The sequence below is a fragment of the Vibrio iocasae genome (assembly GCF_042245395.1).
GTDB classification, from domain to species: domain Bacteria; phylum Pseudomonadota; class Gammaproteobacteria; order Enterobacterales; family Vibrionaceae; genus Vibrio; species Vibrio iocasae.
This window is the reverse complement of record NZ_CP145311.1, coordinates 3,290,151-3,304,824: the sequence shown is the minus strand read 5'-3', so window position 1 is coordinate 3,304,824 and position 14,674 is coordinate 3,290,151. Positions and strand designations below refer to the sequence as shown.

Here is a 14,674-nt window from a genome sequence, read left to right as displayed (position 1 = left end):
TGAAATATGAGTCAACTGAAAGCGGCTACGGCTTTTATCGATCAGAAAGCTTTACAGCACAACTTAGCTCTTATTAAGTCAAAAGCACCTAAAAGTCGTGTACTAGCCGTTATAAAAGCAAATGCGTATGGCCATGGAGTAACACAGGTTGCTCGCAACTTTGAAGGGGCTGATGCTTTTGGTGTCGCCAGAGTAGAAGAAGCAGTAAAGCTGCGTGAAAGTGGCATTGAAAAGCCGATTTTATTACTGGAAGGATTCTACTCAGCCAGTGAACTTCCGGTTCTGAGCAAATATAACCTCGAAACGGTTGTTTATAACCTAGAGCAACTGGATGCTATTGAACAATCAGACCTACAGAGTCCACTGAAAGTTTGGCTAAAAATAGATACCGGTATGCACCGATTAGGCATTGATCCCGAGTCACTGCCTTTGTATCTGGAACGAATATCGAACAGCAGCAAAATTCAAAAGCCCATCAACTACATAAGCCACTTTGCTTGTGCAGATGAGTTAGATAGTCCGTTTACCAGTTCTCAGATAAAGTGCTTCCTGAATACTATAGAAGGGCTTGAAGGTGAACGTTCCATTGCGGCATCTGCAGGGATTTTGAAGTGGTCTGAAAGCCATATGGAGTGGAACCGACCAGGAATCATTCTGTATGGTATTTCTCCATTTGATTCGGTTAATGCCAAAGAACTTGGCTTTAAACCTGTTATGACTCTGAAGTCGAAGATCATTTCGGTTAAACGAGTGAAAAGAGGTGAGTCTGTTGGGTATGGCGCTGCATGGACTACGGAAAGAGACACAACAGTTGCCGTCATAGCCATTGGATATGGTGATGGGTACCCACGGACAGCACCACATGGAACCCCAGTTTGGATTAACGGGCGAAGAGTTCCGGTTGCTGGTCGAGTATCAATGGACATGTTAACGGTAGACTTGGGACCTGAGGCCCAGGATAAAGTTGGTGATGAGGCTATTTTTTGGGGCAATGAGCTACCTGTCGAAGAAGTAGCGAAACACGTTGGCACTATCGGCTACGAACTAGTCACCAGACTGACATCCAGGGTAGAACTCGCGTATGTGCCAACCGACTGAGAAACTTCGTAATAAGTTTTTCTATTTAATTTCCTCTTTAATTGCCTTTCTAAGTTTCAATAGCTTTGCTGACGGGTGGCCATCTTGGGATCATGAGACCGCCTTCGTTCCGTTTTTCTACACCTCTGACAGTATGGGGTTTACCTTAGGTGCTGCAGGTCTGGTGAAAGGTGTAGGGCAACCTCAGGCTGGTATTCTGGGGATTGGTCTTTACTCTGACAAAGGTAGTCACCTGAGTTACTTTTCTGGAGTGAACTATCAGTTGGGAGATAGCTGGTTATTAGGTGCTGACGGCTACAGCGCCAAGTTTGTAGAGTTCGACTATTTTCTGGGTGAACAAGGCGGCAACGCATCTAGTGCAAATCAAACAACCATAACGGATGGTAGAGAGTCGAACTATCGTTTATCTTTCAGGTATGTCCTGCCGATTGGCAATGCCAAAAACTCTGGTGCTGATGCGGCACTTCAATCCTCAAGAATCATTACTGGTAAAACGCCTTTTGAAAGTGGCGTCACGACCTTTGAGCTACAGCCATTTTATTCATCTCGGGATCTGAGTATTAATTACGATGAGCCAGAAGAATCGTGGGGAGTTTCATTTGAGCTTGACTGGGACAACCGTAATGATGTTCGTAACCCCACAAAGGGTTCAAGAACAAGGTTGAACATGACGTACTCACCTGAGTATAAAGCTGATAGTGGGTGGACTAAGCTAGAGTTCGAGAATAGCCATTATTGGGACATTGGTAAACTTGATGATGTCTTTGATAAACAGGTTTTAGCATTTAGCTTTTATACAGCAGATACTCCAAACTGGGGAGATTGTAACAGTCAGGAGTGCCACAGGCCACCCGAGTATGAGCGAGTGATGTTAGGTGGCTTGTATCGTCTTCGAAGTTATGGTTCAGGTCGTTTTCATGGACGTTCTGCTATTCATTACAGTACCGAGTATCGTGTAATGCCAGATTGGCAGCCATTAGGGGAATGGCCAGTGTTCAATTTCTATGATGTTCCCTGGTGGCAGTGGGTGGGTTTTCTCGATGTAGGCCGAGTCGCCGATGAATACAACCTGAAAACACTGCACACAGACATGCGGTGGAGCGCAGGTGGAGCTATCCGTTTTCAGGTTGAAGGTATAGTCGTAAGAACCGAAATGGCCTGGGGGCAAGAAGAAAGCATGTTCAGGGTAATGGTCAACCAACCCTTTTAGCCAATGTCAGCTACGGTTATTCACCCTGTATCGTTACGACGATATTTCTTGAACCACCATAGTCGCGATGCTCTCCTAAGTAGATACCTTGCCATGTTCCTAAAGCTAATCTACCGTTACTAACAGGAACTGTAACGCTGTTACCTATTGTAGAGGCTTTGATATGAGCGGGCATGTCATCATCCCCCTCATAAGTATGCTGATAGTAAGGGGCTCGCTCAGGTGCTGACTGATTAAAGTGGCTTTCTAAATCAGAGCGCACGGTGGGATCTGCATTTTCATTGATAGTCAGGCTGGCAGAGGTATGCTGGATAAATATATGAACCAGGCCAACAGACAATTCTCTTATTTCAGGGAGTTGTTTCTGAATTTCATCCGTTATCAGATGAAAACCACGGCTTCTATTTTTTAAGGTAATGGATTTTTGTGTCCACATGATAATTACTCGCAGTAGTTGTTGGCAAAAGGTACGTAAGACGGTATTGTCGTCAGGGATTTTTGTCCCGCACCGTGTGCAGAAGTCATATCAGAGGGTATTTTAACCAAGTGTTCTCTGATATAACTCAAAATCTATATATATGAGTTAAGAGATAATCTTGCTTCGGGCGTGTTGATAATCCATCAGCACGCCCAAAATTATAATAAGGGTATTACCACCGGATGGGTACAACCAACTAATTTTAAGTCTTCGGCCAATGTGGAGTCGTTACTGCATTGGACTGAATTAAATCTACTGTCATATCGGGATGAACACCATGTTGAAAAACGTCAATCCAACTCAAACCAAAGCTTGGAAAGAACTGACTGCTCACTTTGAGTCAGCTCAGGATATGGAACTTAAAGCGCTGTTTGCTCAGGACGAAAACCGCTTTGATAAGTTTTCTGCAAAGTTTGGTTCAGACATTCTTGTCGACTACTCAAAGAACCTTATCAACCAGGAAACAATGGAAAAGCTTTTCGCGCTAGCAGATGAAACTGAGCTAAAGGCAGCGATCGAAGCAATGTTCAGCGGTGAAAGCATCAACCAGACTGAAGGTCGTGCTGTTCTTCACACAGCACTTCGTAATCGTAGCAACACACCTGTGCTTGTTGATGGCGAAGATGTAATGCCAGCAGTGAACGCTGTACTTGAGAAAATGAAATCATTCACTGACCGTGTTGTTTCTGGTGAGTGGAAAGGTTACACAGGTAAAGAAATTACTGATGTAGTTAACATCGGTATCGGTGGCTCAGACCTTGGCCCATACATGGTGACAGAAGCACTTGCACCATACAAAACTCGCCTGAACATGCACTTTGTGTCGAACGTTGATGGTACCCACATCGCGGAAACACTGAAGAAAGTTGATCCAGAAACAACGCTTTTCCTTGTTGCTTCTAAGACTTTCACTACTCAGGAAACTATGACTAACGCGCACACTGCTCGTGATTGGTTTCTTGAAGCAGCTTCTGATGAAGCGCATGTTGCTAAGCACTTCGCTGCACTTTCTACTAATGGTGAAGCTGTTTCTGAGTTTGGTATCGACACAGAGAACATGTTTGAGTTCTGGAACTGGGTTGGTGGTCGTTACTCACTATGGTCTGCTATTGGTCTTTCCATTGCACTAAGCATTGGCTACGACAACTATATCGAGCTTCTATCTGGTGCTCACGATATGGATAAGCACTTCACTGAAACTCCGTTTGAAAGTAACGTTCCGGTTATCCTTGCTCTTATTGGTATCTGGTACAACAACTTCCACGGTGCTGAGTCTGAAGCGATCCTTCCATATGACCAGTACATGCACCGCTTTGCGGCATACTTCCAGCAGGGCAACATGGAGTCGAACGGTAAGTACACCGACCGTGAAGGCAACGCAGTAGACTACCAAACTGGCCCAATCATCTGGGGTGAGCCTGGAACTAACGGTCAGCATGCGTTCTACCAGCTAATTCACCAGGGTACTAAGATGATCCCATGTGACTTTATTGCTCCTGCAATCAGCCACAACAAGGTAGGCGATCATCACCAGAAGCTAATGTCTAACTTCTTTGCTCAGACTGAAGCGCTTGCGTTTGGTAAAACAAAAGAGCAAGTTGAAGCAGAATTTACAGCAGCAGGTAAATCTGCTGAAGAAGTAAAAGATTTGGTTCCGTTTAAAGTGTTCGAAGGCAACCGTCCAACTAACTCGATTCTTGTTAAGCAGGTAACGCCTGCAACGCTTGGTGCATTGATTGCAATGTATGAGCACAAGATCTTTGTTCAGGGCGTTATCTGGAACATCTTCTCATTCGATCAGTGGGGTGTTGAACTTGGTAAGCAGTTAGCTAACCAGATCCTTCCTGAACTAGCGGATGAGTCTCCTGTAGATACTCACGATAGTTCTACTAATGGTCTGATCAACGCATTTAAGACATTCAAAGCTTAAATAAAGCTATCAGCAGGGTGTATAGCTCTGCTGAGTTTTCAGATTGCAATAAAAAAGCTGATGCACTTATCATGCATCAGCTTTTTTTAATGCTATTAATTCTGTTATTCGAAACAGATTTCGATAAATGCGTTACCCCATTCAGAGGTAAAAGGCATGATAATAATGGCACCTTCACACTTATGACGAATCGTGTGTCCTTTACCGGAAACAACGATTGGTGTAGCCATATCAAATTCAAAACCACTGTCTGAAAGAATACGTTTGGCGCCACCAGTAACCATGTTAGTGATTTCACCAACCATATCAGTTACTTCTTCATTAAGACCATTTGGCCTTTCACCTAGCATGTTTTGCATAATCTCTAATGCAAGGCCTTCATCGAAGGTAATGGACATTGAGCCACGGGTTTGATCACCAACCATACCAATCAGGCCGGATACATCACCTCGGGCGATTTCATCTTTCTTAACTCTTGGTTTCTGTGGTTTTAGCTCTAATGAAGCCATTGTTTTCAATACGTTCATTAAAGAAGCTAAAAACGGGTTTACAAATTCAGCGCGCATATCACTCTATCTATCTTGTTTTTCTATGTCTGATTGGCACTTACTGCATGTGCCATGAGTCTCTATGACATTATTCGTGATGTTAAAGCCATGTTTTTTAGCATTACTAGCTAACAAGGCTACCAGATTATCATCTAGAAGTTCTATGACGTTACCACATTGGTCACAAATAAGCAGTTGAGAATGGTGTTTGTTTGAGCCACATGAGCAACAAGAGATAAAACTGTTCTCGGATTCTACTTTATGTATAAATCCTTGCTCCATTAAAAAGTCTAAAGCTCTGTATACAGTAGGAGGCTTTGCTTGTGGTTCACTTTCTTTTAACTGCTCTAATAAATCATAAGCACTAGATGCACTAGAGTTTGAACAGATTAGCTCAAATACGCGTCGTCTTTGAGGAGTAAAGCGTACGCCTCTCGTCTCGCATATCTCAGATACTTGTTCAATTAATGTATTGTCCAATGTGCTCACCATAAAAAGACGGTAATCGTAATATCCCTATTAAATGCGGGATCCTCGCATACACTAAGCTAAAAGCCTATGCTGAATCAAGTAAATAGAGCAGATATAGGCTTCATATGTTTCTCGCATTTATATAAGAGTAGCACGAGTAGTAGGATTTTCTTTTGATGTTTCGGAATTAAGCTCTTGTAATCCTGATTAAGTCTGTTTGCTTTAGTGTAATAATATCAAGGTGTTAAACTTGATGACGATTTAATCAGATTTTGTTGAAACTGTATCTTCGAAGAAGGGTATACATACCTACTTGGGCATTGTCTTTAGTTGATGTAGAATCTGCGCTCTTTTGCTAGGCAAATAAACCCGAATAGTAACTAGTTGGATCCAGTCATGCTAAATAGCGATACTCTTAACACTGACACCTCGAAAGAAAAATTTGGAACAAAGAGTGGCTTTGCAAGCTCCCGCTTCAGCGTTGCGCCTATGCTCGATTGGACTGATTTTTGAGGTTTTACAAGGGGTTTAAAGATATGAGGCGAACCATAGGCGACCCGAGAGATTGTTAAGGGCTAGTAATTTGAAGTTACTAGCCCTTTTATTTAGTAGCTAAAGCTTAAATCCCCCACATCCAGATTCAGATCAGTACCTTTCTCGCTTTTGGCCTTATCTACGCTTACAGGCTTTTCTGATTTAATTGTAAGAGCTACTTCAGACTTACTCTTTATGGTTTGATTAGTTAGTGGCTGGTATGGATTAGATAGCTTCTGAGAGCTTAATCCGCCAGATTGATATGCATAGTAGCTTTGTTCTGTCCGGGTGCGTTCAGTCTGGTTATTGGTTTCGTCGGTGGTAATACCCAGCTTAGCATTCTTATCTTTAATGCTATTTAGTTTATTAGCCAGATTATCGACTTCATTACCGGCTTCGTCTGTTTCAATTTTCCAACCATCTGGAATAAGCGCATCCGGGAGTTTGTTGATCAGCCGCTTAAATTTATCCCAAAGCCAGCCAATTTTTTCACCTACCCATGCAATCACTTTATCAAGCCCAATAAACTTATCTACCAGATAAGTAATAGCAATAATTGCTGCTCCAATAGCGGCGACTATCATCCCGATGGGGTTTGCCATGATAACGGCATTAAGTCCAATCAAAGCCACCTTAAAGATAGCTACTGCAGCGACGATACCTTTGAAATTTTCGGCCACAAATAGAATGGCATTACCAAAGAATTTAAAGGCGTTGAAGGTGCCAGAAACAATATCTCTCAGCTTTGCTATTGCTCCTTCCCGCCAATCCATGTTCTTCATGTTTAGGGCGAGGTCTTCCATGATGAAAGAGAGCTCTGCCATGATGGGTGTCAGGGCACTTATTTTCAGTGAGTCAACGATAGCGCTCAGTTTCTTCAGGGATGACGCGAACATCTGAGCGTTCTTTGAAGACTCTTCACTAACAGGACCACCACTGTCATTTAAAATCTGTTTAGCCTTGTTGTAGCCGTCAACACCAGATCGCAGAGCAGCTAACATCTTTTCACTGTCACCACCAAAGAACTCATCAGCCATAAAGTTCTGCTTAGCTACATCGGTTTCATTGGCAATTTCTCTAAGCAGCACCTGATATGCTTCAGAGACATCCTTAGCGTTCATTAAGTCCTGATAGGCCTGACGATTACCTGTATCTTTAAAGTAGTCGTTCATGGTTCCGCTTTGCAGAGTTTTCATCTCCCCCCAACGGAGCATCATCTCTTTTATAGCAGCGTCCATATCTTCCGATTCTGCCCCGGCGAGTTTAGCCTGAAGCCGGATGGCCTGAAGTTCACTAATTGGCATTTTGACATCATTGGCCGCGCTTGCCATTTCATCTAACTGTGTGGCGGTATCGCTAATAATCAACCCAAAGCCAGTCATAGAGCCGAGCACACCCGCCCCGGCCATAGCGGTGTTCTTAACGCCTCCCAGTGTTGGCATTTTTATAGAGCGGTTGAGCTTGTTGATAGGCTTCATTGCACTCTGAAGAATGCCGTATTTCTTACTGAGTTTGGTTATCTCTTTTCCATGTTTCTTGTAGCTCTTATTTAGCCGGTCACTTTCGCCGTCCAGATCATGCATTTTCACACCAGACTTGGTGAGCTGCTTACCCAACTTGACCAGGTGAGAGCGGTAGCCTTCTTGTTGGTCAGTGAGCTTATTAAGCTTTTCCTGTTGCTTGGTAATTTTCTCTGTAAGAGCTGCGCTTGGTTTTTCAACTGCAGAAGCTTTGGCTTTAAGCTCCTCCAGTTTTTCACTGGTTGCTGCAATGGCTAAAGCGTTTTTATCCATTGCTTTTTTGGAGTCTTTAAAGGAGTCGATCATACCAAGTGCGGCTGAATCATCAGCCTGAACTTTTTGTACTTTTTTTATAGCTTTGGCGTAATGGTCAGACTCACTTGCCATGCCTTTAAGTGGCGCGGTAGCTTTATCCACAATCCCCATCACGACTGATAAATTCATTTTCATATCGGTTTCTCTCTGGATACAAAAAAAGAGAGCTCATTCGCTCTCTTCTTGTTCGTTTCGTTCTCTTGCCAACTCCCGGAACAGTAACAGGTCATCATAGCTGAGTTTGTCTATCTCGCTGGGTTGCCAATGAAATACAGTGGCAATGTCTGCGTAATAGTCTTCAACTCGCTCTATTAACGTTCCGTATTCACGAAAAAAGAGGCGATTTCTGTTAATACAGGAGCCCAGTTAGATGGATCCCAGTTAAGCAAGTCGCGTTCGTTGAGACAGGAAATTCGGGGTAGCAGTTTTTCCCCTGCTTCAAATTTCATCTCACAGACATCAATCAGGCTTAATCCGCGAAGCTGGCCAGAGTGAGGTTTACTGATTTCAACTTCTTCAAGCGTGTTACCGTCTTTCTCGATTGGAACGGGCAACTTTACTTTTTTAGTTTCTGCTTGATTCTTAATTGCTGTCGCCATAGCCCAGTTCTTCCTTTAGTTCATTGAGTTTGGTTTTGCGTCCGCCTTTGCTTGGGTCCAGTGCCATAACCTGTTCAAAGAGGATATACGCTTTTTCCGTTTCACCTTTTTCATAGTGCCAGTCTCCGACCAGACGGAACATTTTCACTTTAAGCGGGGCGTTGGTTGCCAGCTTACCTTCCAATAAATCCAGTACGGCTTTTTGAAGGTATTCACGAATGAACTCTTTTCCTTCTTTGTCGGCGGTATGAGAATATTTAAAGACGATATCGCAGAAGGCGGTTTGTCCGTTCGATTTCCAGCTATTAGGAGTTTCCAGCCCCATATCAATAGCAGCTCTGAAACAGTCGTGAACCTCGTTCAGATTGCCTAAATCAACCTGCCACTGATAGAACCACCAGATCACATCCAATCCGCCAAGGTTGCTATGAGTGGTAAGCAGTTTTGCAACCAGAGGCTGATACTTGTTCACCAGCTCCTGTTTATATGGGTCTTTTTCTTCAGAGCCCGCCAGTGTTCGCAGGTAGGCTAAATCCTGCTTAAGGACATTCTGAGTTTCATCCCATGGTTTATCTGTCAGAGTAGAGGCGGTTGTTCCGCCTTCTACGACTGGAATTAATTCAGGCTTGATGACTCGTTCTGCCACTTTTTGCTTGGCCTGCTCCTGAGCTCTGCGTTTTAGTAGTATGGATAGCATAGTTTTTCCTTACTGCGGGATGAGCTCAGTACCGTTGAATAGCACTTCAATTTGTCCGTCTTTAACGGCCAGCTCTATCGGATCTACTGTCCAAGCATCCATAAGGGTATAAGTTTTCCCGCTGTTGGTCTGGTATGTCAGGTTCTCCCCGCTAAAGTCTCTCAGTGCTTCTTCATCAGTGGTCTTCGCGTGGGCAATAGTTACCTTGATAGAAGGAGCAGTATCGAATACTTCACTGTGACCGATCACTCCCTCATCACCCATAACCGCTTCACGTTTAGCGTTGCCAAAGTTAATGGTTGCACCTTCTTTGGTAGGCAGGCGACCAAGAGAGCCGGCATCAAGGAAACCACGGCTGGTAATAGTTGTACTCATAGCTTACTTCCTAAATTGAATTTTACCGGCAGTAATGATCAAGCCGTTCACGAACTGAGGGGAATCCTGATAATTAATGCGTTGCTTGTTGGTGTCGTCTAGCTCAACGATGAGCGACTTCTTATAACCTTCAAAGTCCTGAACAATGCCGTTGTATTCCAGCTCCCTGTACAGGGCCAGTAGTTCACTCTTGAACATACTTGGTGTAACAATTACCTGACCTGGTGCGAATCGGGTACCGTCTTTTGCCACCTTATGACGACCGTATTTGCTTAAGATGCGAGAACGCTGTTTCTCACGGAAATACATTGCTGTTGCAGGGGTCATCATGTCCAGATAACTGTTATCCGCTACACCTGAAGCGTTTTCTGTGTATGCCGTTACCGGACGTTCAACCTGAACCTCTTTGGTGGAAGTGACGGTATAAGTTCCCATGCCTTCGTGCAGCAACAGGTTTCGTTCTGCCCAGTCGAATTCGCTATCAGCAATGGAGTAAACACCGCTGAGCTTTAGTGTTTGCAGAGGGCGGCAAGGGTCATTAGCCAATGATGGTGCAATTTGTCCCGCCCATGCTGCTACAGCGCGAGCATCAGACAGGGCTTCATTAGCAGAATTACCCAGTTTATCGACAGACATAAAGCCAATAAGCGGACAGTTACTCTTAGAGCCAAAGGTCACAAGTTCAGCGTGAGTACCTTGCTTAGGAATGTAGGCTAGTCCGGGAATCTGGTTAAGTGCGTCATATCGTTTCTCAAGAAACTCGCCAAGATCACGGATAGTGGTTTCATCATTCAGAGAGCAGATAATGTGGTGATACTGCTTGTCACCCAGAGCTGCCAAAGCTGACATGGTATCAGTACCATCAACAGTGATAGCGTAAATCGGCATGGTTTCATCTTGCTTACGGAAGAACTCCACCATTTCTACAACATCTGAAGTAGAGAAGTGCTCAGCCGCAACGGTTTCGTCCATACAGAGCTTAACGACATTTGCAGCAACAGTCGCACCTGCAACGGCTTTACCAACAATCAGCACAACTTGCTGCTCTTCGGCACTGTTTGCCAGGCTGTTATCAATCTCAATATAGACTCCCGGTACACGGGCGTTATTCGGGACTTCTGAGAAGCTAATACTCATTATTCAGTATCCTTCTTTTGTGTAGTAGAGCTGGCTTTCACCTCTACTACGGATTCATCTTTAATCCGGCGAAGCCAGTAGGTGTTACGTGGCTTTTCTTCTCCGGCACTTTTCAAAGGCTCACGGGTTTCAGGATCCCGAACCATCAGCCCTTTTTTCGGTTTCACTTTGATAGTTTTCATTAAGCTGCTTCCTGTAAGACAAAGTATTCTGCGGCCATGGCTAATAGCTCGCGTTCAAGGGCTGGAGTCCAGCCAATAAAAGTTCGTTTAGGCATCTGGTAGTTGCGTTTGGTAAGAAGCCCGCCTTCCCACTTGCCTGTTTTGTTGTTGTAGAAACCATTCACGCGAGTGGTGAATGAAATCTCTGAGCCTTCGTTATGCTCCCGGCCCACTTTTCCTGCTATGCCTTTTACACCTACTTCAAAACTGTCTTCTGCAACATGAGTGCGTAGTGCTTTAGAAAAGCCCTGCATCATGCTTTTGTTATCAACGGTGTTTAGGGCTAACATCCGACGTTGGTGTTTTGCACCATGCTTACCTCTAACCCCACGCGAAATAATCGTGGCTTTGCGTGCTCTTCTTGGCTGATATGGACTGTTATCAATATCTCTCTGGGTTCTGATTTGTTGCCTGAAGAACTGCCTTGCCCGGTTTGCCATACGGCGGTTTAAATCAAATTTTTCCGTTGCGGTTAATATCAGGCTGTCTACCATTTGAGTTAACTGCTCAGGGCTTTCTAGTCTCATGGCAAGTCATCCTGATGGCCGACAAAGTAAACCAGCTCATTAAGCTGTTCGGCATCGGCTGCTGCTTCAAACTCACTTTCACATTCGTAACGCTGGCCGTTCTGCTTCCAGTTACCTTGTTCATTTTCAATGAGCGAGTAGCTTTCTCTCAGGTCGAGCTTGATTTTGATATCACACTTACCGTTATCGAGTAGTTCTACCGCGAAAGTAGGATCAGCAAGTCCTTTTTCTAATCTGTCCGGGTCATAGTTGTTGAGCCAGTTAAGCAGGTGCATAAACAGTACATGTGGCTCTAGCTTCTCATTCTGGATAAACACAATGGCGGTGTATTCCAGTTCATAGCCATCAACAAAAGGGCCTTGTCCGCTGAACACTGCGCCATCTTCTGCCCACACATCGAAATTCTTAGCCTCGGTAACATGGGCTTTAAACAGGTCGGTTATGCTTTGCAATGCCTTCATCAGACCACCTCAAAACAATAGGTTTCTTTACCATTGAGAAGCAGATCTACGGCTTGGCGATATTGCACGCTACAGCTCTGCTTTTTATCGCTCAGAGCTTCCTGCCTGTCTGCCGCTTCTGCTGTTGCATCGGTACTAATCTGAATGCCCAAGAGCTCACTGGCTGTCAGTGCAAATACGGCTTGTGTATAAAGCACTGCTGCTGATTCCTCATCACCATATTTATCCTGAGATAGGGCGGTTAGGTTCTGATAACTGGAAATGGTTTCTTTCAGCTCCTGATGCACCTTGATACGGGAGACTTTTGCTTGTTGCAGAATGCCCGGCTCTGCTTCATTGCTTAGGAAATTAAACAGAGACTGGAACTCTGAAATTTTGAGTGCGGGATATTTGTCAGTAGCCGGTAGCTCTGATTCAAATACATCACTTTTATCACCAACAAATTCCATGCTTTCACCTTTGAGGGAATGCAGGCATCAAAACGCTAATAACAGTTAAAGCCTGGGCTTAGCTGATAAAGCGATAGTGCCTGCATTGGGGGGTGTTAGTTATTAGTGCCAGGCACCTTTAATCCAGAGCTTCACATTCTTGAACTCGATAGCTGCCGCTTTACCCTTTTCTTCAAGGACGTAAGCCATGTTCATAGATTCGAAGTTTTCAATCTGGTCTTTTTCATCGTTCTTCTTACCTGTCGAACGGCGAATGGAACCTTCCTGAATGTAGATAGACAGGTTGTCGTAACTGGTCACCATAATGCCAGTAGGCGGGAAACCGGGTACTTTTACAGCAGGCAAGCCGCCATAGGTACCAATTACCTGCATCTCTTGAATCTTGCCTTTTTCGCTTGGTGTATTGCCATGCGCTTCATAGAATTTAGCTTTGTCGTAAGCAAGCAGATCAGAGCCAATGATGGCAATCAGGTTCGCATCGTTTTCACATGCATCGTGCACTAGATTCTTGGTTTCAAGAACGGCCAGATCTAGGTTGATGAAGTCGCCTACTTCTTTACCTGCACTGCCGTCACCACCTTCACCGATGCGGATTGCATTTGAACCCTCAACGACTTCGGAGATCAGACGTTCAGAGTTGTGGTCACGCATAGCCTGATACCAACCCTTATTGACGTCTTCACCGTTCGGGTTCGCTTGAGCATCGGTGTTTGCAGCGACACTTTCACCGTACCAACCGATAGTGATTTTGTTCGCGTCAATCTGCTCTCGGTTGTTCTTACTCAGGATAGCGTTGAAGTTTTTATGGTGTGCCCATGCATCAAGTTTGGCGTAGCGAATAGCCGTATCAAAGTTGGTTTGCTCACACATGTAAGGCATGGCACCCAAGCTTGAAAAGTCTTTAGGGGTACGTTTCCCATCACCTGAAGTATCGGTACGACTGGCAATCATACCCGTCACACCAAGGCCGACAGACTCACCCTTTTGGTTCTGTACGGAAATGATGTTGATTTCCTTTAAGAACCAGTTGCTTTCCCGGATGGCCGCAATAATCTTCTGAGTCCCGTTTGGTGTGACATTGAACTTCTCAGTTGCGTCATTCACACCATTTTGTTTTGCTACTGCCTGAACGTATTGGCTTAGCTTGGTTTTAGTATTCTCTTGCATGTTTTTACCTGTACAAATTTGGTTTAAGTTCAGAGGAGGAGCTTACAAATACGTTTCTTCGTCAGCGTCCTGACCTGCCAGTTTGCGCTCTTCCTCATCGGTGAGCTTGCTGAATTTTTCTGTCATTTCCGACAGTTGAGATGACAGCTCTTCCACCTGACCTTTTAGCTCGGTAACTTCTTTATTTTCTTCCTGCTCTGGCTTGCCTTGTTCTTCTGGTTCGCCCTGAGCGGAAAGCTTTTCAATGAGCTTGTTTACGTTGCTGTTTAGTTCCTGGTTCTGCTCAATGCTTTTCTTGAGTAGTTCTTCAGTTTCTTTACTCATATCTTCGGTTTCCTGTTGTTTTGATAGTTGCTCATCAGTGGCATCAGGGGCGCTTTTGAGCAGGTTGAATAATTTGGTAAGAAGAGAGCTTTCGTTATTCCCCTCTTCGGTCTGACTTGAAAAGTGTTTGGCTTCGATGGTGTTGCCTGTAGTGGCATAGGTTTTATCAGAGTTGCCACCTTTAGCTGACAAATGAATTTGGGTTGTTGCCAGTGAAGCAGGATCGTCAGTTAGGGCCAGTCCAGTAAGGTATGCTTTGCCTGTTCCTGCAAAATCTTCCATAAACTCACAAGAGGTATGGAGTAGCTGACCACGCTCAATCATGTTTAGTAGATAGGAGTTTGGCTTTAGGACTGCGAATAGTTTGTCATCCCGCTTTTCAACTGACAGTACTGAACCGAATTTGTAGCTGTATTTGTAGTGGTCTTCATTAATGCGAGCGGTATAAACATCAGTGCTATACGTTTCCGCAATATCATCAATAATTTTCTGATCTACAGTGCGGCCATCAACGGTATTACCTGCCTGCAAAATACAAATTGGCTCTGACTGAAACATGTCGTTTTTCTCCTAAATTCGATGATTCCAATCTAACCAAAGCCCTTAACTTTTT

At 44.3% G+C, this 14,674-nt stretch carries 18 protein-coding genes; 3 read left to right on the top strand and 15 right to left on the bottom strand.

Annotated features, from left to right (window positions below; translation table 11 throughout):
• Window positions 1–15: 15 nt before the first annotated feature.
• Together alr and SNR28_RS24960 are read left to right on the top strand one after the other, a co-directional pair.
• Complete coding sequence (gene alr, locus SNR28_RS24965; protein ID WP_375754172.1) at window positions 16–1,098, top strand: alanine racemase; 1,083 nt, start codon at window positions 16–18, stop codon at window positions 1,096–1,098.
• Window positions 1,082–2,308, top strand: a complete 1,227-nt coding sequence (locus SNR28_RS24960; protein WP_375751619.1) for a BamA/TamA family outer membrane protein — start codon at window positions 1,082–1,084, stop codon at window positions 2,306–2,308. Before alr ends, SNR28_RS24960 begins: the two co-directional genes overlap by 17 nt.
• 16 nt (window positions 2,309–2,324) lie before the next feature.
• Here the strand turns inward: SNR28_RS24960 and SNR28_RS24955 are convergent, their stop codons facing one another.
• Window positions 2,325–2,744: a secondary thiamine-phosphate synthase enzyme YjbQ gene (locus SNR28_RS24955; RefSeq protein ID WP_375751618.1), complete on the bottom strand. Its 420-nt coding sequence runs from the start codon at window positions 2,742–2,744 to the stop codon at window positions 2,325–2,327.
• 319 nt (window positions 2,745–3,063) lie between these two features.
• Between SNR28_RS24955 and pgi the strand changes: the two genes are divergently transcribed.
• Window positions 3,064–4,716 carry a glucose-6-phosphate isomerase gene (gene pgi, locus SNR28_RS24950; RefSeq protein WP_375751616.1) on the top strand — a complete coding sequence of 551 codons (1,653 nt, stop codon included), beginning with the start codon at window positions 3,064–3,066 and terminating at the stop codon, window positions 4,714–4,716.
• A gap of 104 nt (window positions 4,717–4,820) precedes the next feature.
• On the opposite strand, the gene SNR28_RS24945 is transcribed toward pgi, so the two are convergent.
• The 14 genes from SNR28_RS24945 to SNR28_RS24880 form a co-directional block, all read right to left on the bottom strand.
• Window positions 4,821–5,282: a chemotaxis protein CheX gene (locus tag SNR28_RS24945; RefSeq protein ID WP_275130419.1), complete on the bottom strand. Its 462-nt coding sequence runs from the start codon at window positions 5,280–5,282 to the stop codon at window positions 4,821–4,823.
• Between the two features lie 6 nt (window positions 5,283–5,288).
• Entirely contained in the window at window positions 5,289–5,756 is a 468-nt protein-coding gene (gene zur / locus SNR28_RS24940; RefSeq protein WP_375751614.1) for a zinc uptake transcriptional repressor Zur, read from the bottom strand.
• A gap of 584 nt (window positions 5,757–6,340) precedes the next feature.
• A complete protein-coding gene (locus tag SNR28_RS24935; RefSeq protein ID WP_375751613.1) occupies window positions 6,341–8,239 on the bottom strand; it encodes a hypothetical protein in 1,899 nt (632 codons plus the stop codon).
• A gap of 33 nt (window positions 8,240–8,272) precedes the next feature.
• Complete coding sequence (locus tag SNR28_RS24930) at window positions 8,273–8,386, bottom strand: GpE family phage tail protein (RefSeq protein WP_375754171.1); 114 nt, start codon at window positions 8,384–8,386, stop codon at window positions 8,273–8,275.
• 29 nt (window positions 8,387–8,415) lie between these two features.
• Window positions 8,416–8,703 (bottom strand): phage tail assembly protein, encoded by a 288-nt coding sequence (locus SNR28_RS24925; RefSeq protein WP_375751612.1) that lies wholly within the window; start codon window positions 8,701–8,703, stop codon window positions 8,416–8,418.
• The gene (gene gpM / locus SNR28_RS24920) at window positions 8,687–9,400 is read right to left on the bottom strand and encodes a phage terminase small subunit (protein WP_375751610.1); all 714 of its coding nucleotides are present in this window, start codon (window positions 9,398–9,400) and stop codon (window positions 8,687–8,689) included. Before gpM ends, SNR28_RS24925 begins: the two co-directional genes overlap by 17 nt.
• Window positions 9,401–9,409: 9 nt before the next feature.
• Entirely contained in the window at window positions 9,410–9,775 is a 366-nt protein-coding gene (locus tag SNR28_RS24915) for a phage tail tube protein (protein WP_375751608.1), read from the bottom strand.
• A 3-nt stretch (window positions 9,776–9,778) separates the two neighbouring features.
• Complete coding sequence (locus tag SNR28_RS24910; RefSeq protein WP_375751607.1) at window positions 9,779–10,912, bottom strand: phage tail sheath subtilisin-like domain-containing protein; 1,134 nt, start codon at window positions 10,910–10,912, stop codon at window positions 9,779–9,781.
• Window positions 10,912–11,094: a DUF2635 domain-containing protein gene (locus SNR28_RS24905; RefSeq protein WP_375751605.1), complete on the bottom strand. Its 183-nt coding sequence runs from the start codon at window positions 11,092–11,094 to the stop codon at window positions 10,912–10,914. Before SNR28_RS24905 ends, SNR28_RS24910 begins: the two co-directional genes overlap by 1 nt.
• A complete protein-coding gene (locus tag SNR28_RS24900; protein ID WP_375751603.1) occupies window positions 11,094–11,660 on the bottom strand; it encodes a phage virion morphogenesis protein in 567 nt (188 codons plus the stop codon). The genes SNR28_RS24905 and SNR28_RS24900 overlap by 1 nt, the downstream gene beginning before the upstream one ends.
• Window positions 11,657–12,121: a phage tail protein gene (locus SNR28_RS24895; RefSeq protein ID WP_375751601.1), complete on the bottom strand. Its 465-nt coding sequence runs from the start codon at window positions 12,119–12,121 to the stop codon at window positions 11,657–11,659. Before SNR28_RS24895 ends, SNR28_RS24900 begins: the two co-directional genes overlap by 4 nt.
• Window positions 12,121–12,570: a head completion/stabilization protein gene (locus SNR28_RS24890; protein WP_375751600.1), complete on the bottom strand. Its 450-nt coding sequence runs from the start codon at window positions 12,568–12,570 to the stop codon at window positions 12,121–12,123. Before SNR28_RS24890 ends, SNR28_RS24895 begins: the two co-directional genes overlap by 1 nt.
• A gap of 102 nt (window positions 12,571–12,672) precedes the next feature.
• Complete coding sequence (locus SNR28_RS24885) at window positions 12,673–13,737, bottom strand: phage major capsid protein, P2 family (RefSeq protein WP_375751599.1); 1,065 nt, start codon at window positions 13,735–13,737, stop codon at window positions 12,673–12,675.
• Window positions 13,738–13,779: 42 nt separating this feature from the next.
• On the bottom strand, window positions 13,780–14,619 hold the full coding sequence (locus tag SNR28_RS24880) for a GPO family capsid scaffolding protein (protein ID WP_375751598.1): 840 nt from the start codon (window positions 14,617–14,619) through the stop codon (window positions 13,780–13,782).
• Window positions 14,620–14,674 lie beyond the last annotated feature (55 nt).